This window comes from Streptomyces lincolnensis (assembly GCF_001685355.1).
Taxonomy (GTDB): domain Bacteria; phylum Actinomycetota; class Actinomycetes; order Streptomycetales; family Streptomycetaceae; genus Streptomyces; species Streptomyces lincolnensis.
This window is the reverse complement of sequence record NZ_CP016438.1, coordinates 708937-725194: the sequence shown is the minus strand read 5'-3', so window position 1 is coordinate 725194 and position 16258 is coordinate 708937. Positions and strand designations below refer to the sequence as shown.

Below are 16258 nucleotides of genomic sequence, written 5' to 3'. Positions count from 1 at the left end.
GGGGCCCAGGTCAGGGCTGTGATGGTGCGGAGGTTCGGCTGCGGGTGGGCAGGGGGATGACGCTGCTGCCGCCGCGCAGGGCGTGGTTTTCGAGGGTGAGTTGCCGGATGGCCTCCTCGTACAGGGCGAGGGTGCGGCGCAGGTCGGTGTTTTCCTGCCGCAGCCGGCGGAGATTCTCCTCCTTGGGCTCGTCGGTCATCGGCCGGTCCGTGCGCGTCTGGTTGCGGGCCGCGGGGATCCGGGGCCGGAAGTGGGTGTCGATCAGGTCGGCGTAGTGGCGGTGGAAGGTGGCGTGGGGGATGCCGAGGCGGCGCTCGATGGCGGTGACGGTCGGCCTGCGTCCGCTGGCGGACGCCTCGTCGAAGACGGTGTCGATGGCGGCCTTGACGGTGTCGGCGTCGGGCAGGGCTCGTTTCACTCGGCGGGCTCCGGATCGTGGCGGGCCAGGAACGCGGCCGTGGCACGGTGCTGTTCCTGAAGACGGTGTCGGACGTAGGGGGCGAGGCGGGCGCCGTCGTCCAGGGCGTTCTCCAGCTGAGCAAGGTGGCTGGAGAGGGCTTGGTGGTTGGCGGGGGTGAGGGCGGTGTTGCGGCAGGCCAGGGGCTGGCAGTCGGCCAAGGCCGGCTGGTGGCCGGGGTCGGCGGGCGCGCGGCACAGGGCGCGGTCCGGGTTGTAGACGCAGGTGACGAAGGTCCCCGGGTACATGTGGGTGTCGTGACGGGCCAGGATGCGCCGCAGGCGGGCTTCGTCGGTGACAACCTGGCCGGCGAAGACGGTGCGGCGGGCGAGCTCGGCAAGTCGGGCTTCGGCTTCCGGGCCTGCGGGACCGGTCAGAGTCGGCCGGTCGTCGTCGGTGCCCAGCTCGGCGAGGAACTGGCCGCGGGCGAAGGCTTCTTCGGCCTCGACCTCGTCACGGAAGCCGGAGTCGCTGGTGCCGGCGTAGCCCTCGAACATCTGGATGCGCTGGTGGCGGTATTGCAGGGCGCCGGCGATGGTGCCGCCCGGGCGGCGGGCGATGAACCAGGCCAGGGTGCGTCGGAACTGCCGGGGCGTCAGGTGCGGCAGGCGCCCCTTGTCCGCGGGGATCGTATCCACGCGTGAGTGAGCGGCGCAGTAGGCGTTGATCCACCTGGCCAGTGCGGTGATATCCTTGATGGTGGTGGCGCTGGTGCGCACGCGCCCGGCCACGTGGTGGCGCTGGTGGTTGGCCGATTTGAGCGGATGCGCGAACAGGTAGGGCTCGTCGGCTGGCTGGCAGCGCTCCAGGACGACGACGGCCCGTGCGACGGGAGCGGTGACGATCCAGGTGGCGGCCGCGCCATGGACTCCTTCGCCCTTGAAGGCCAGTCCGTGAAGCCGGTAGCGGTAGATACGGCCGTCGGCGTCGCGCTGGGCGCTCACGCAACCGCGCCGCAAGTGTTTGATCTCGGAGTCGCGAAGGCCGGAGAGGTAGGCGATGACGATCCAGCAGGACACCTGCAGCAGCCGCTCGAACTGGCCAACCTCGTAGTAGGAGATCTGCTCCAGCCACCGCTGACCGTCCACCTGCGCCTGCGGGACGTGTCGCAGGGGGGAGTCGGTGCCCACACCGAGGTCGCGGACCGCCTCCTCGATCAGACGCCTGGAGCGGGCCTTTCTGAACGGGTAGGACGGATGGCCGGCGAGCCGGGCCAGGTAAGCGAGGTTCGGGTACCCCCCTCTGCCGCGCCATCCCGTGGCCAGCCGGGCAGGTGCAGCCGGCAGCGGCTGTCCGCGCCGGCGGAAGTCGGCCAGTACAGCCTGCAGGGCCACGAGCGGATCGGGGTGGGCAGGCGGGCGTGCGTCGATGCCGTCGCGCTCGGCACGAGCGGCGAGCACGTCGTCGGCGAGGTCGTCCACCCAGCGCAGCGCCCAGGTCAGCAAGGGTCCCATGATGTGCTCGGGGATGCGGTCGGTGAGGTTCTCGTCATACCGCCGGGGGTTGCCGCGCGCCCATGCCTGCCACAGCGCCCGCCGCAGCGGATCCTGCCCGAGGTGGTCGGCCAAGCGGGAACGGTAGGCCCACAGCAGGCGCACGGCACGGCGGTTGCGATAGACCCCACTGACCGACATCCGCAGCGACGTCAGCTCGGCGTGGTAGGCATCCAGGTCCTCGCCCGTCAGCTGCGCCAGTGGGAGCTGACGGCTCTGTGCCCACCCCAGGAAGTGGCGTACGCAGGTGAAATAGGCACGGATGCTGGAGATCGTGATCGGCTCTTCGCCGGGCGGGGTGTCCTGGATCAGCAGGGCGTAGAACAGGAGCTTGGCGGTGTCCCGGTGAGCGTGCGGGACCTGCGTGAAGTCGAGCTGGTGGGGCTTGCGGTCTGCGCGCAGCCACGCCGGCGTCAGCGTCCATACGTCATCGCCGTACCGGGAGGTCTCTTCCATCTGGGCCTCGGCGCGCAGCGGACGCGTGGCCAGGACCAGGGCGTCTTCGGGCACGGCGGCGCGATGTACTGGCGCTTCGGCAGCGTGTGTCATGACCACTCCTTCGGCCCGTGCAGAAGGTCGAGCATCAGGTGGGGCTGTGTCTCCTGGGCGGCGGCACGCTGGGCGGGGCTGAAGCGGGGCAGGATGTCGCGGGTGAGGATCTGCCAGGTTGTCCCGTACCGGGCCGTCCACTGCCCGACGTCCTGGCGCTGAAGGTCCTCGCGCAGAGCCTCGGCCAGGGAGAGCAGAGCCGGGAGATGGCGCTCCATCACCAGGGCGTTGGGGCAGCCGAAGCAGGTCAGGAACGACTGCTGGCATCGTCCGCCGCCGGGTGCGTTCTCGATGTCCGTGCACGCACTGGCCAGCGTGTCGAGTTCGCCCGCGGCCGCCTGCTCGCGCACCCGCTCCGGCACGGCAGCCACCTCCCCGGCGCCGAGGCGGACGACGACGGCGCGGGCGCTCTCCTCCGCGTCGGTGATCGCCTCAGTGAGTACGTCGGCCGCCCACTCGGTGACAAACGGGTCCGTGCGCAGGTAGTGAGTGAAGGAGGTGTCCGCTGTGTTCGTCACCCGCGCGGACGGCAGATGCCCTCCGACCTGCTTCGCCGTGCGCACCTCCACGGTCTTCTTGATGCGCGTCACCATCATCTGCAGCGGCTTTCCGTCATCGCCCACCAGGCCGTGACGCCCGGCCCACGCCCCGAGCTTCAGCTTGCGGGCCAGCTCCGCATCGAAGGGACCGATGTGCCCGCCAGTGGCGGCATTGAGGACACCACCGCGGCCGTTGCCCGCCCAGATCGACCACACCGACCCGGTCCCGGACAACGCCCGGCTTCGGCCCATCATCCGGTGCAGCAGCAGGTAGAAGCCGCCCATCGTCCGCAGCTCCCGCTCCCCGTCCACGCTCCAGTGCACTGTCGTACGGGAGTTGGCCTTGCCCCGGCGGCGCTTGGTCAGCGTGACCGCTACCGCGCGCTCCTCCAGCAGCCGGTGCTCGGCGGGCAGTTCCTTGAGCGTCTCCGGGTTGCGGCCGCTCAGCCCGGCCGCATAGATCAGCAGCGGGGCAAGGTCCGGGTCGATCACGAACAACTGCCGCGCCTGCGCGTAGCAGGCCGCCGGATACTCGCCCACCGTCAGCCCGCGGTAGTCGACTTGGACCCGGCCCGTGGCCGCCATCGCCTCCAGCCGCGCCCCCTGCTCCCGCTCAGCCACCGACATGGTTTCGTCGCCGGCGAGGAAGCGCCCCAGCAGCCTCTCGCCTGCCATGATCCGGTCGCGGATGGCTGCCACGTCCGAGCGGGCGGCGGCCATGATGGCCTGGAACTCGCGATCGGAGTACCCCGGACGCGCAGCCTGCTGCGCATCCACGCCGTGCCCGGGCTGCCCGGCATAGTCCGCCACGGCCCCGTCCAGCCGGTCCTGACCGGGCAGGACGCGCACGATCCGCAGCAGATCCTGAAGGTTCCGTCGGGCGGAAATCTCCCCACACGTCTGGCGCCTCGACATCAGGTACCGCTCCAGGTGACGCACCCGCAGCTCCTGAACCCGGCGCGGCGGTTCCGCAAGCTGGTCCAGGAGCAGCAGGAACCGCTTGACCGTCTGCCACTGGCTGCTCGCCGCCCGCTGCGTGCGGCGCCCGCCGCCGGGCCCGATCCGCACCCCCAGCGCGTGCGCGAAGTCCCGGTGCAGCCCCGGCAGCGGCAACTCTTCGAACCGGAACACGCGCTCGCGGCCGTCCTCACCGGTGAACCGCACCACCGGCGCACCGCCGTCCTCGGGCAACTCCACCACTGGGGGCGGCTCGTAGAAGCCGTCGGGCACAGCCGCCGCACGGCCGCGGCCCGCGCGGGGCACCTCCTTGCTCACGCGACCACCTCCGACCGCTCCAGCCAGCCCTCCTCGCTGAAGCCCGCCGGCTCCCACGCCCCCTCCGGCACCAGCTCCAACCGGGTACGCATCTCCAGCTCCTGCAAGGTGTGCAAGTACAGCGCCGTGGTCGTCGCCGAGCGGTGACCGAGCCTGATCCGCACCCAGTTCAGCGGATCACCGAACACCCGCTGATACGTCAGCCGCTGCCGCTCGTTCATCTCCCCCAGCGCCTGCAGATGCCCCCGCCACAGCAACTCCAGCGTGATCACCGCGTACGAATGCCGCAGCATGTGCGGCGTCGCCCCCACATCTACACCCTGGGCACGACACCGCGCGTTGGCGTCGGCGAACACCTGCTTCCACCCCGACATCGTCATCGGCAGACCCCACTGGTTCAGCCACACCATCGCCGGCTCCCACCCGCCGTCAGCCGTCGCCACCAGCAGCCGGCGCCGCTCGCCGTCATCCAGACGGGCCACCGGCACCCACCGGCCACCCATCCGCACCCGCGGCACGGCCGGGTCCTCCACCAGCAGCGACCGGTGCGTTGGAACGTAGAAGCCGCGCGAGCGGCCGTAGTCGAGCATCTCGGCCCGGTCCCACTCCATGTAATCGCGCACATCCCGCAGCACCGACACCGGCCAGTACACCGCCCGCCCCGACCTCCCCTTAGAGATCGCGTGCGGCAGCACCGCCCGCGCGTTGACGACCCCCGACACCGCAGGTGGCAGCTCTGGCAGGTCGAACACCGTCAGCGCCGAGTGCTCGCACAACCGCAGGCCCGTACGGACCATCGAGTCCGCGTACGCCGCGTTCCGTGCCGCCCATCTTCCGCGGAACCCCCGCCGGGGCATCTCCTGCGCGTCATAGCCGCACAGTCCGACATTGCGCCACAGCCGGTACGACCGAGGTGGCAGCCACTTCACCTCCCGCCTAGACCCCGTGTGCGACATCTCCGCCGGCACCTGCCGCACCATGCCCGCGCCGGTCCCGACCCGCCAGGGCGACCACACTGCGGCCGCGCGCTGGCGGATGGGATTGGCCCTCACGAGGTCCTGCTCGATCGCCCACAGGTAGAACTGGTTGACCGTGGACACCTCCCGGTCCCAGCTGGTGTCTTCCAGGCGAGGTCCACGCTCATCACGACGACGCCACCACTCGTACGCCGCCCGGTCATCCATGGACGCGTCACGCCAGTCATGCCGGCCTCGCGCGAACCACAGGAAGTCGAAGTACGTGCGCAAGTCCCGGGCATGGGCGGCCTGGGTGTTCCGCGGTGACGACGCCAGCCACACCGAGAAGTACCGGTTCAGCGCCACGTCGTAACCGCCCGCCGGACTGATCAGGAACGGCTGCCCCTCAGGGACTCCCCGATCGTCCAAGACCTCGTTGAGACCGGCGAACAGGGCGCTGAACTCCTGCATAAATGGGGTCACTTCGCACGGCCTCGCCAGGTCTCGGCGAGTGAAGTGCACCCGCCAACCGGTGATCGACATGACGGTGGACGATAGCCCGTGGACAGCTCAACAGCGCATAACCGAAGTGGGACGGTTCGCCGAGGACCTCGTCGGGCCCGATCGAGCGGGTGCGGGCGAGTGCGGCACTGCTCTCGGCGTCCAGCAGGCGTACGCCGTCGACCGGTCCGACGCTCGCGGCATACAGCCGTGCCAGATCGCGGGCGCTGGCGACCAGGTTGGTCGCTGGCCAGGGTGCTGCGCGAACGTCCGGTTGGTTGAAGGCCGAGGGATCATCGAGCAGTCCGAGGCCGACGGCGTCGAAGAGCAGCCCGGGGCGGGCCGACTGCAACGGGGTGCGCATCGGAGGCGGTGTCCGCAGGGGCAGCACGGCGTGGGTGTCCGGTGGCGGGACCCCGAGTGCGAGGTCGAGGCTGAGCGGCTGCCGGATGTGTGCCTGGATGTACTCGGCGACGCTGGTGCCCAGGGCCCGCCGGAGGACGCCGTCGAGCAGGGTGCCGTAGATGATGGCGTGGTAGCCGTGCTTCGTCCCCGGCTCCCAGTAGGGTTCCTGTCGCTCCAGGGCGGGTTCGAGCCGGCCGGCCAGGTGGTCTTCCACGGTGAGCTCCTGGTCGACCAGGGGCAGCCCCGCCTGATGGCTGAGCACGTGGCGGGTGGTGATACGACGGGTCGCCGTCCGCCGCATGGCGGGCCAGGCATCGCAGATCGGGGCATCGAGGTCGAGCCGTCCGTCGGCGTGCGCGTGCTGGGCGGGCGATCGCCGAGACGCCTTTGGAGACGGAGAACAACAGGTACCGGGCGGCGCGAGGGCTGCCGTACGACAGGTCTACGGCAGGATGCCCGTCCAGGTGGATCGCCAGGGCGGCGGCACCGCCTCCTTGTTCTGCGACGACTCGCGCGAACACATCGCGCGGGCTTCGAACGGGGCCCGGGCCCAGCCTTCCCCCCGCATGGCATCAGCTCCGGCAGGGTGTACGCGTACCACCTTTGGGATCGGTGGCGATTGGTCCGCGTGTCAGGGGTTGACCCAGGCGTCCGGAGCGTTGGTCAACGCGAAAACGTCGGCGGGCAGTTGGGCCGATGCGACGTCGGCGAGCGATACGCCCTCAAGGATCTCGCGCACATTGGACCGCAACGCGATCCACAGGGGGAGCAGTGAGTCGGCGGGGCTGGTGTAGGACAGCTCCGGGGGGCGGATCCCGCGCACCGAGACCAGCGGTCCGTCCATAGTGCGGATGACGTCGGCGATGCTGATGGTCTCCGCGGGCTTGGCCAGCCGGTAGCCGCCGTTGACGCCACGCTGGCTGAGGACGAGACCGCCCCGGCGCATGTCGTTCAGGATGCTTTCCAGGAATTTGTGCGGGATGTCCTGGGCGTCGGCGATGGCCTCCGCCTTCAGCGGCTCGTCGTCCCGTGAAGCGGCGAGCTGTAGTGCGGCACGTACCGCGTAGTCCGCTCTGGCTGAGATCCGCATGTGCGCATTATCCCGTACGGCTTCGGTCGGAGTTCGTTTCGGGAGGGGCGCCGGGGGTGTAGTGGGAGGCGTCGTCACCCTTGAGGACGTGGCTGAGGGTGCCGTCGACGCCTGCGGGGACGTCGCCCGCGACGGTCACCCGGTGCAACAGGCGCGGCAGGTCGCCGTAGTCGGGCGCGTAGTGCTGGGTGATGCGGTTGTCGAAGAGGACGAGGTCGCCCGGCGTCCAGGTCACACCCACGAGATTCTCGGGGCGGGTGACGTACGCCTGGAAGATGCGCAGCAGGTCGCGGGAGTCGGAGGGGCCGAGGCCGACGATGCTCTGGGCGAAGCCGCCGATGAACAGTCCGCGTTCCCCGGTCTCGGGGTGGACGCGGACGACAGGGTGGGCGGTGCGGTACTTGCGGGAGACGAACCGCCTGCGGTGTTCGGCCGCCTTTTCGTTCTTCGGGGCGGCGTAGTCATAGTCGTTGGTGTGTACGGCCCACAGCTTGTCGGCCGGCTCGCGCAGCGGCTCGGGGAGATCCCGGTAGGCGGCGGCCGAGTTGGCGATGGGGGTGTTGCCGCCGTAGGGCGGGGTCACGATGCCGCGCAGCATGGACGCCTTCGGGGGCGTACGGACGAAGGTGACGGCGGTGTGCCACCGGTTGGCACGGATGCCCTCGTCGCCGTCGACGGGCAGGATGTGGGGCCGGCCGTCGACGGAGGGGACCGTGGGGTGCGCGGTGGTGAGTTCACCGAAGAGGGAGGCGAAGCGGAGCTGGCCGGCGTCGTCGAGGTGCTGGTCGAGGAAGACGAGTGCCTATTCTCCGGGTGAGCGGCGGCGTGGTGACTGCCGTGTGTGCCGGCCCCGGCCGTCAGCGCAGTGACTGTACGGCGTAGACGGCGCCGAGGGCGGTGGCCAGGGCGCCGAGCAGGAGGCGAAGTGCGGTCTCGGGCAGACGAGGTCGCAGATGTGCCCCGAGGTAGCCGCCGATCAGCCCGCCGAGACCGCAGGCCAGGCCGAGGTACCAGTCAGGGGCGGTGTCACCGGAGCCGGTCAGGGACAACAGCGCGAAGGCCGCGGCACCGGCCACCGAGGTGGCGAAGGTGGAGGCGAGGGCGGCCGGCGCCACCCGGGCGACGGGCATGCCCCGGCCGACCAGGACGGGGCCGATGATGGATCCGCCGCCGATCCCGTAGATCCCGCCGACAACGCCGACGGCCAGCGCCAGTGTGGTGACGGCTCGGGGGGAGGGTTCCGCGGCCGGGGCCGGCCGGGTGGGCGGGAGGGTGCGCCCGATGAGCCACAGGCCCAGCGGGATCAGGAGAGCTGCGATCAGAAGGCGGAACGCGGTGGCCCCCGGGACGGCGAAGACTCGTACCACGGCGCCGATGACCACCCCGGGCAGAGTGCCGGTCACCAGCCGGCGCGTCAGCGGGCTGTGCAGCAGGCCGTCTCGGTGGTGGCGCAGCAGGGCGCCGGGCCCGGCCACCACGTTGTACAGCAGGTTGGTGGGCGTGACCGCCGGGCTGGGCACCCCGAGCACGCTCAACTGCACGGGAAGCAGGAACACCGCCCCCGAAACGCCCACCGGCGCGGTCACCACCGCTATGAGCAGACCGACGGCCAGACCTGTCAGCCCCGTCGACCACGTCACGGCAGCCCTCCGATTCGAACGTCCGGCCAGTATCGCTGCCGTGGTCCCCGCTGCCGTCCCTCAGGGCCGCTGACCACGTCGACAGCCAGGGATCCTGGCAGCGGGTCGGCCGGCTCAGGCATGGGTGGGACCGTGGAATCGGTTTCCCCGCACGTCCCCGCCTCGCGGTCAGGCGGGCAGGACGACGCCATCCGGTCAGGCGGGCAGGACGATGCCTCCCGGTCAGGCGGGCAGGACGAACGGAGGGGGAGCGCCGTTGAGGAAGTAGTGCCCCACATCGCGGAGCCGGTGGGTGACGGGCTCGTACAGGGTGTGGGTTCGGGTATTGCGCCAGAACCGGTCGAAGCCCAGCCGCGCCGAGGTGGAGCGGGCACCGACGATTTCCGGGGCGCGGGTGGTGGACTCCTGCGCTGCCCTGGCCGCGGCGGTTTCGGCCATGGCCACGAGGGCGGAGATGTCCGCGGACTCGTCGTAGGTGAGCTCTTCGCCGCGTTCCAGCCCGCCGCGCACGGCTTCCAGTGCCTGATCGGTGAGTGCGGACGCGGAGCGGGTGAGGACGGTGAGTTCTCCGTAGGCGGTCTGCACCTGCGGGTCGTGCGGGGTGCCGGCCGGCCAGGCGGGGTGCCCGGGTGCGTGGCCCGTCCTGCTGTACTCACGGGCTTCGGCGAGCACTCCCTCGGCCATGCCGAGAAGGACCTGGGCGGAGAACAGACGCCCGACCGGAGCCGCCAGGGCGGCCCGGGGCGCCAGCAGGTCCTCGTCCGCGGACAGCGAGCCGAGCACGTCCTCGGCACCCACCCGTACGTCGTCGAACTCCACGCTGCCGCCGGCCGCGAGCCGTTGCCCGAACGGGTCGGTGTCGCCGTCGATCACCACACCGCGACGAGTGGGATCCACCACGACGGCGAGTGGTTCACCCGTGTCCTGCCGCATGGCGCGCACGGCGAGACGGTCGGCGACCAGGACCCCGGTGGTATAGCTCTGCCGACCGTTGAGCACCAGGCCCTTGGATGCCCTGGTCAGCATCAGCGCCGGCTCCTGACGCGCGAAACCGCCGCCCCAACACCACTCCTCAGCCGCGGACCGCTCCTCGATCTGCGCGGCGAGAGCGGGCCCCGCGAAGAACCGGGCGCTCCACGACAGGAAGTAGTGAGAGCCGAGCAGTTGACCGATCGCGCCGTCGGCTGCGGCGATCTCCCGTACGACGGCGTAGGCCGTCAGCCGGTCCGGGCCGCCTTCCTGGGACCCGGTCGGCATCAGGCATGTCAGCAGTCCTGCCTCGCGCAGCCGGGACACCTCGTCGAACGGGGCCTTGCCCGCCTGCTCCCTGGTCACCGCGTCCGTGGCCAGGTCGTCCGCCGCCTCGCGGGCCACGCGCAGCCAGTGAGCTCGCCCGGGCCCGGTCCGGTCGGACGGAGAGGTGGAGCCGGGCGGCGCCGAGGCAGGGCCCATGGAAGTTGTCTCCTCAAGGTCGGCCGCAGAGCGCGGCGTTGGGGCTCACCTGCTGGTCGGGCACGTACTTGTAGCCCACGCGCCGAACGGTGACGATCCGGTGGCGGTGAGCCTCACCCAGTTTGCGGCGCAGACGGGCGACGTGGACATCAACCGTGCGGCCGTCGCCGATGTGGTCGTAGCCCCAGACGGCGGCCACCAGTCCATCGCGCGACTGCACGTGGTGGGGACGCTGAACGAGATGCGCCAGCAGCTCGAACTCCAGGTAGGTGAGGTCGAGTTCGCGTCCGTCCACCTCGGCGACATGCCGCGCGAGATCGATGCGGACGGCGTCGTCTCGCGTCCGGCGGACAGGGGCCGAGTCCGCGACGCCGACCGGCCGGATCTCGGGCCGGGGCCTGTCCTTGACGAAGAGCTCGGCGGGATCGGTGCCCTCGGGGACGAGCACGAGGTAGCCGACGAGCGGCGCGGAAGTGTGCTCCCGGATGTCCCTGTGTGCGGTGTCGCCCACCAGGCGGAGATGCGGTGTGTCGGAGAGCGGCGGATCGTGTGGGGTGGCCTGGGCCGGAAGGGCAGTGGTCATGGCGGTTGTCCCTCAGAAGTGTGTCGGGCCGTCAGACGTGGCGGGTGACTTCGCCTGATCGCCTGGAAGGGGGCGGAGCGGCACGGGTGAATGTGCGAGCCGCGTGCCTTACGCGTGACAGCAGGCGGCACTGACGACGTGACCAAAGTCGACATGCCGACGACGAACGAGTCGTTGCTGCTTACGGGACATGCTCATCATCCTGCGCACTCTTGGTGAAGGCCGTCAAGGCTTCCCTAGTAATCCCATAGGGAAAGTAGGGAAGGTCTCACACTCTGAGAGGAACCGCCGCGCAGAGAGGCGCTGGTCGAGGCGGTCCGGTATCCGGGCGTTGCTTGACGAGTGCCGCGATGTACTGCTCAAGTAGTCGCATGAATGCCCAGCAGCGCTTGGTCTCGCGCGATCACATCGACTTCGGTCGAGTGTGGTCCGCGGCGTGTTGCGGCTGACTCGGCAGCGGGCCGTCTGACCGGCCCTTACCTCTCTCGGTGACCCCGTCGCGGGCCGCGTTCTGTCTTCACGCGCGCTGCCGCCGCTCTGCTTCTCCCGACGCTCGACGTCGTCACGCCTGCACCGACCCGTCTGCCTGACGGTCAGTTCACTCATGCCTGCACGCAAGGCGATTCCGCCATGCCTGCGTGCCGCCGGAAATCCCCGAAAGGCCATGCCCATGCCCGTGGAGTTCCTCGGCATCGCCGCCACCAACGACGGCTCCGAAACCACGCCGCGCTCCGGCGCCGCGTTCGACAAGGAGTACACGCTCCGGCTCGCCCGGGCGCACGAGGACCACGGCTGGGACCGGGTGCTGTTCGCCTACGGTTCCGGTTCGCCGGACCCCGCGCCGGCCGCCGCGTACATCGCGAGCCGGCTGGAGCACCTGCGGATCCTGCTCGCCCACCGGCCCAACGTCTCGTACCCCACCTTCGCCGCCAAGACCTTCGCCACCCTCGACCAGATCAGCGACGGCCGGCTGACCGTGCACTTCATCACCGGCGGCAACGACCGCGAACAGGGCCGCGAGGGCGACACCCTCACCAAGGACGAGCGCTACGCCCGCACCCGCGAGTACATCCGCATCGTCAAGAAGATCTGGACCACCCATGAGCCCTTCGACCACGAGGGCGAGCACTACCGCTTCCACGACTTCGTCAGCGATGTCTTCCCCGTCCAACAGCCCCGCCCGAACGTGTCGTTCGGCGGCTCGTCTCCCGCCGCGCACGCCGCCGGCGGCGCCGAGGCCGACATCTACTGCCTGTGGGGCGAGCCCCTGGCGAAGACCGCCGAGCAGATCGAGAACGTCAAGGCCGCAGCGCGGGCCGCGGGCCGCACCGACGTGCCCCGCATCCAGGTCGCCTTCCGCCCGATCATCGCCCCGACCGAGGGACTCGCCTGGGAGAAGGCCCACCGCACGGTCGGCGCGATCAAGGCCCGCAAGGAGAAGGGCGAGACGATCACCAAGCGCCACAACGGGCATACCCAGCCGCAGGCCGCAACACCTCAAAACGTCGGCTCGCAGCGGCTGGTCGCCATCGCCGAGGCGGGGGAGCGCTACGACCGAGCCCTGTGGACACCCACCGCCGCCGCGACCGGTGGTGCGGGCAACTCCAACGCGCTGGTCGGCACCCCGGAGACAGTCGCCCAGGCGCTGCTCGACTACTACGACCTCGGCGTCGACATCCTCTCCGCGCGCGGCTACGACCTGCTGGGCGACGCCGTCGACTTCGGACGGCACGTGATCCCGATCGTCCGCGAGGAGGTCGCCAAGCGCGATGCCGAGCGGGCGGCACGCGGGACGCAGACCCTGGCGGCGGTGAGCGGATGACCTCGGTCGCCCAACCTCCGTCTTCAGCAGCCGAGTTGACCGTCATCGAAGTGCCGGTGTCCGACCCTCGGGTCGAGCCGCTCCTGCGAGAACTCGGCGACGAGTACTCCGCGCGCTACGGCAAGGACGCCCACGCCGAGATCTCCCGCTACCCCGACGAGGAGTTCACCGCGCCGTACGGCGGCGTCCTGCTGCTGCTCCTGGAGCGCGGAGAGCCGGTCGCGGGCGGCGCCTTCCGCCGGTACGACGCGAACACGGCCGAGCTGAAGCGGATCTGGACCCACTCCGCCCACCGGCGGCGCGGCCTCGCCCGCCGCGTCGTCGCCGAGCTGGAGCGCGAGGCGCACGCACGCGGCTACCGGCGGATCTACCTGACCACCGGTCCGCGCCAGCCCGAGGCGCGGGGGCTGTACCTGGTCACCGGCTACCTGCCGCTGTTCGACACGGAAGCCGACCCGGAAACCATCGGCCCGCTGCCCTTCGAGAAGCACCTCGACATCCCGCCGCCCGAGCACACATAAAAGTTGAGCAGGAACATCACGATGACATCCACCACCGACACCGCACCGCCCGGCGCGGCCACCCCGGGCACCGGCCCCGAAGCACCGCCCGCCCCGCACGATCCGGCCTCGCTCAAGGTCGTCCCCGCCCGCCACTACGCCCGCTGGGTGGCGGCCGTCGCCGTGATCGTGCTGGTCGCCCAGTTCGCCCACGGCCTGGCCACCAACCCCGTATGGGAATGGCACGTCTTCCGCGACTACATCCTGTCCGAGACGATCGTCCAGGCGGTGTGGGTGACCCTCCAGCTCACCGCGTACGCCACCGTGCTGGGCTTCCTCCTGGGCACCGTCCTGGCCTTCATGCGGCTGTCGCGCAGCCCGGTGCTCCAGACCGTCGCCTGGACCTACATCTGGATCTTCCGCTCCATCCCGATGATCGTCCAGCTGGTGTTCTGGTTCAACCTGAGCGCGTTGTACGAGTCGTTGGGCGTCGGCATCCCCTTCGGACCGGTGTTCTGGTCCGTCGACAGCAACAACCTCATCGGCACCATCGGCGCCGCCATCATCGGGCTGACGCTGCACCAGGCCGCGTACGCCGCCGAGATCGTCCGCGGCGGCGTCATCTCCGTCGATCACGGACAGCTCGAAGCAGCCGCCGCACTCGGCATCCCCCGGCTGCGGCAGATCCGCCGCATCATGCTGCCGCAGGCCATGCGCGCCATCCTGCCCACAGCGGGCAACGAGATCATCGGCCTGCTCAAGGGCACCTCGGTGGTCTACGTGATGTCCATCGGCGAGCTGTTCTACCAGGTGCAGGTCATCTACGGCCGCAACGGCCGCGTGATCCCGCTGCTGCTGGTCGCCACCGCCTGGTACGTCGTCCTCACCTCCCTGCTGTCGGTCGCCCAGTACTACGTGGAGCGCCGCTACGCCCGGGGCGCCAACCGCACCCCGCCGCCCACCCCACTCCAGCGTGCCCGGCGCTTCGTGCGCAACCTGCGCGCGGCCGCCGCACAGCGCAACCAGCCCGTCGTACCCCTGAAGCCCTTGGGAGACAGCCGATGAGTGACGTGACGGTGCCCGTCAAGGACGCGGAGCCGACGGTGGACGGCGTGATGGTGGACGTCCACGGCGTCCACAAGAGCTTCGGCCCGCTGGAAGTGCTGCGCGGCGTCCACCTCCAGGTCCGGGCCGGCGAGGTCACCGTGATCCTCGGCCCGTCCGGCTCGGGGAAGTCCACGCTGCTGCGCGCCATCAACCACCTGGAGAAGGTCAACCAGGGCTGGATCAGCATCGACGGCGAGCTCATCGGCTACCGCCGCTCCGGCGACAAGCTGCACGAACTGAAGGAGAAGGACGTACTGAAGCAGCGCACCCACATCGGGTTCGTCTTCCAGAACTTCAACCTCTTCCCGCATCTGACCGTGCTGGAGAACCTGATCGAGGCACCCGTCTCCGCGCTGCGCCGCCCCCGCAAGGAGGCGGAGGAAACCGCCCGTCGGCTGCTCGACCGGGTCGGGCTCGCCGACAAGACCGATGCCTATCCGCGGCAGCTCTCCGGCGGCCAGCAGCAGCGCGTCGCCATCGCCCGCGCACTCGCCGTCGAGCCGAAGGTGCTGCTCTTCGACGAGCCCACCTCGGCACTCGACCCGGAACTGGTCGGCGAAGTCCTCGACGTCATCAAGGACCTGGCCCGCACCGGCACCACCATGATCGTCGTGAGTCACGAGATCGGCTTCGCCCGCGAGGTCGCCGACACCGTGGTGTTCATGGACGGCGGAGTCGTCGTGGAGCAGGGCGCACCCGCCGCCGTCCTGGACAACCCGCAGCACGAACGCACCCGCGCGTTCCTCTCCAAGGTCCTGTGACCACCCCTCACCCCTTTCCGCACGCGAGGAGCACGACCATGTCCACCTCGATCACCCGCCGCACCGCCGCAGCCGCGACGGGACTCACCGCCGCTCTCCTCCTCGCCGCGTGCAGCAACCCCACGGACGGCGGTACGACCGAGGTCGCGGCCACGTCGGGCAGCAAGACGAAGATCAACATCAGCCCGGACCAGGACCGCATCACCACCGGCAAGGTCGACTCCATCGCCGCCGAGGTCCCGGAGGAGATCCGCAAGAGAGGAACCCTGGAGATCGTCGGCTCCTCCGGCTCGGCCGCGCCGCTGACCTTCTTCGCCACCGACAACAAGACCGTCATCGGCGTCGAACCCGACCTCGCCCACCTCGTCGCCGACGTGCTCGGCCTCAAGCCGCACATCAACACGGTCTCCTGGGAGAACATCTTCGTCGGCCTGGACAGCGCCAAATACGACGTCGGCCTCAGCAACATCACCGTCACCGAGGAGCGCAAGGAGAAGTACGACTTCGCCACCTACCGCGAGGACAACCTGGGCTTCGAGGCGAAGAAGGGCAGCGGTCCGAAGGTCACCGGGCCCGAGGACGTGGCGGGCAAGACGGTCGCGGTGGGCAGCGGCACCAACCAGGAGAAGCTGCTGATCGAGTGGAGCAAGGAAAACGAGAAGGCCGGCCGCAAGCCCGTGAACATCAAGTACTACCAGAACGACAGCGACACCTACCTCGCCCTCCAGTCCGGCCGCATCGACCTCTACCTCGGCCCCAACCCGACCGCCGCCTACCACGCGGCCACCACCGGCAAGACGGAAGTCGTCGGCACCTACTCCGGCGCCGGCGCCACTCTCCAGGGCCTCATCGCGGCCACCACCAAGAAGGACAGCGGTCTGGTCGAGCCGCTCGCCGACGCCCTCAACCACGTCATCGACAACGGCACCTACGCGAAGGTGCTCAAGCGCTGGGGCCTGTCCGACGAGGCCGTGACCAAGTCGGAGATCAACCCGCCCGGCCTGCCCAAGACCAACAGGTAGCCCACCCAGGGGGCGCAGACCGGCTCGACGCGGTGGCCACACCCGCCCGCGTCGCGCCGCTCACGAGCAGGATCGGCCTGGTCCCGACGGTGACCACCACCCGCAC

The 16258-nt window shown here is 70.3% G+C and carries 13 protein-coding genes and 2 pseudogenes; 5 read left to right on the top strand and 10 right to left on the bottom strand.

Annotation, left to right across the window (positions count from 1 at the left end; genetic code table 11):
* Positions 1–10 precede the first annotated feature (10 nt).
* The 10 genes and pseudogenes from SLINC_RS03345 to SLINC_RS03300 form a co-directional block, all read right to left on the bottom strand.
* A complete protein-coding gene (locus SLINC_RS03345; RefSeq protein ID WP_067426434.1) occupies positions 11–418 on the bottom strand; it encodes a hypothetical protein in 408 nt (135 codons plus the stop codon).
* Positions 415–2499 (bottom strand): hypothetical protein, encoded by a 2085-nt coding sequence (locus tag SLINC_RS03340; RefSeq protein WP_152038968.1) that lies wholly within the window; start codon positions 2497–2499, stop codon positions 415–417. Before SLINC_RS03340 ends, SLINC_RS03345 begins: the two co-directional genes overlap by 4 nt.
* A complete protein-coding gene (locus SLINC_RS03335; RefSeq protein ID WP_067426430.1) occupies positions 2496–4313 on the bottom strand; it encodes a hypothetical protein in 1818 nt (605 codons plus the stop codon). The genes SLINC_RS03340 and SLINC_RS03335 overlap by 4 nt, the downstream gene beginning before the upstream one ends.
* Positions 4310–5740 carry a site-specific integrase gene (locus tag SLINC_RS03330; protein ID WP_067426427.1) on the bottom strand — a complete coding sequence of 477 codons (1431 nt, stop codon included), beginning with the start codon at positions 5738–5740 and terminating at the stop codon, positions 4310–4312. The genes SLINC_RS03335 and SLINC_RS03330 overlap by 4 nt, the downstream gene beginning before the upstream one ends.
* Positions 5676–6518, bottom strand: a pseudogene (locus SLINC_RS03325) (serine hydrolase domain-containing protein); the annotation flags it as partial. The pseudogene SLINC_RS03325 and the gene SLINC_RS03330, both read right to left, overlap by 65 nt.
* A gap of 288 nt (positions 6519–6806) precedes the next feature.
* Positions 6807–7265 carry an RrF2 family transcriptional regulator gene (locus SLINC_RS03320; RefSeq protein WP_067426424.1) on the bottom strand — a complete coding sequence of 153 codons (459 nt, stop codon included), beginning with the start codon at positions 7263–7265 and terminating at the stop codon, positions 6807–6809.
* Between the two features lie 7 nt (positions 7266–7272).
* Positions 7273–8067 (bottom strand): annotated as a pseudogene (locus tag SLINC_RS03315) (TauD/TfdA dioxygenase family protein); the annotation flags it as partial.
* 55 nt (positions 8068–8122) lie between these two features.
* A complete protein-coding gene (locus tag SLINC_RS03310) occupies positions 8123–8905 on the bottom strand; it encodes a sulfite exporter TauE/SafE family protein (RefSeq protein ID WP_067426423.1) in 783 nt (260 codons plus the stop codon).
* A 222-nt stretch (positions 8906–9127) separates the two neighbouring features.
* Positions 9128–10357 carry an acyl-CoA dehydrogenase family protein gene (locus tag SLINC_RS03305; protein ID WP_067426421.1) on the bottom strand — a complete coding sequence of 410 codons (1230 nt, stop codon included), beginning with the start codon at positions 10355–10357 and terminating at the stop codon, positions 9128–9130.
* A gap of 13 nt (positions 10358–10370) precedes the next feature.
* Positions 10371–10940, bottom strand: a complete 570-nt coding sequence (locus tag SLINC_RS03300) for a winged helix-turn-helix domain-containing protein (RefSeq protein WP_067426418.1) — start codon at positions 10938–10940, stop codon at positions 10371–10373.
* A gap of 670 nt (positions 10941–11610) precedes the next feature.
* Here SLINC_RS03300 and SLINC_RS03295 point away from each other — a divergent pair.
* From SLINC_RS03295 to SLINC_RS03275, 5 genes are read left to right on the top strand one after another with little or no spacing between them, the layout of a single operon-like run.
* Positions 11611–12762, top strand: coding sequence for an LLM class flavin-dependent oxidoreductase (locus tag SLINC_RS03295; protein ID WP_067444888.1), 1152 nt, complete (start codon positions 11611–11613; stop codon positions 12760–12762).
* Positions 12759–13283 carry a GNAT family N-acetyltransferase gene (locus SLINC_RS03290; protein ID WP_067426416.1) on the top strand — a complete coding sequence of 175 codons (525 nt, stop codon included), beginning with the start codon at positions 12759–12761 and terminating at the stop codon, positions 13281–13283. The genes SLINC_RS03295 and SLINC_RS03290 overlap by 4 nt, the downstream gene beginning before the upstream one ends.
* A gap of 21 nt (positions 13284–13304) precedes the next feature.
* Complete coding sequence (locus SLINC_RS03285; RefSeq protein ID WP_067426414.1) at positions 13305–14327, top strand: amino acid ABC transporter permease; 1023 nt, start codon at positions 13305–13307, stop codon at positions 14325–14327.
* Positions 14324–15130, top strand: a complete 807-nt coding sequence (locus SLINC_RS03280; RefSeq protein ID WP_067426413.1) for an amino acid ABC transporter ATP-binding protein — start codon at positions 14324–14326, stop codon at positions 15128–15130. Before SLINC_RS03285 ends, SLINC_RS03280 begins: the two co-directional genes overlap by 4 nt.
* A 38-nt stretch (positions 15131–15168) precedes the next feature.
* Entirely contained in the window at positions 15169–16152 is a 984-nt protein-coding gene (locus SLINC_RS03275; RefSeq protein ID WP_067426411.1) for an ABC transporter substrate-binding protein, read from the top strand.
* Positions 16153–16258 lie beyond the last annotated feature (106 nt).

Coding starts and splice junctions, on each gene's coding strand:
- SLINC_RS03320 (WP_067426424.1), bottom strand. CDS start 7,265: ATGCGGATCTCAGCCAGAGCGGACTACGCGGTACGTGCCGCACTACAG.
- SLINC_RS03275 (WP_067426411.1), top strand. CDS start 15,169: ATGTCCACCTCGATCACCCGCCGCACCGCCGCAGCCGCGACGGGACTC.
- SLINC_RS03330 (WP_067426427.1), bottom strand. CDS start 5,740: ATGCAGGAGTTCAGCGCCCTGTTCGCCGGTCTCAACGAGGTCTTGGAC.
- SLINC_RS03295 (WP_067444888.1), top strand. CDS start 11,611: ATGCCCGTGGAGTTCCTCGGCATCGCCGCCACCAACGACGGCTCCGAA.
- SLINC_RS03280 (WP_067426413.1), top strand. CDS start 14,324: ATGAGTGACGTGACGGTGCCCGTCAAGGACGCGGAGCCGACGGTGGAC.
- SLINC_RS03300 (WP_067426418.1), bottom strand. CDS start 10,940: ATGACCACTGCCCTTCCGGCCCAGGCCACCCCACACGATCCGCCGCTC.
- SLINC_RS03285 (WP_067426414.1), top strand. CDS start 13,305: ATGACATCCACCACCGACACCGCACCGCCCGGCGCGGCCACCCCGGGC.
- SLINC_RS03340 (WP_152038968.1), bottom strand. CDS start 2,499: ATGACACACGCTGCCGAAGCGCCAGTACATCGCGCCGCCGTGCCCGAA.
- SLINC_RS03305 (WP_067426421.1), bottom strand. CDS start 10,357: ATGGGCCCTGCCTCGGCGCCGCCCGGCTCCACCTCTCCGTCCGACCGG.
- SLINC_RS03290 (WP_067426416.1), top strand. CDS start 12,759: ATGACCTCGGTCGCCCAACCTCCGTCTTCAGCAGCCGAGTTGACCGTC.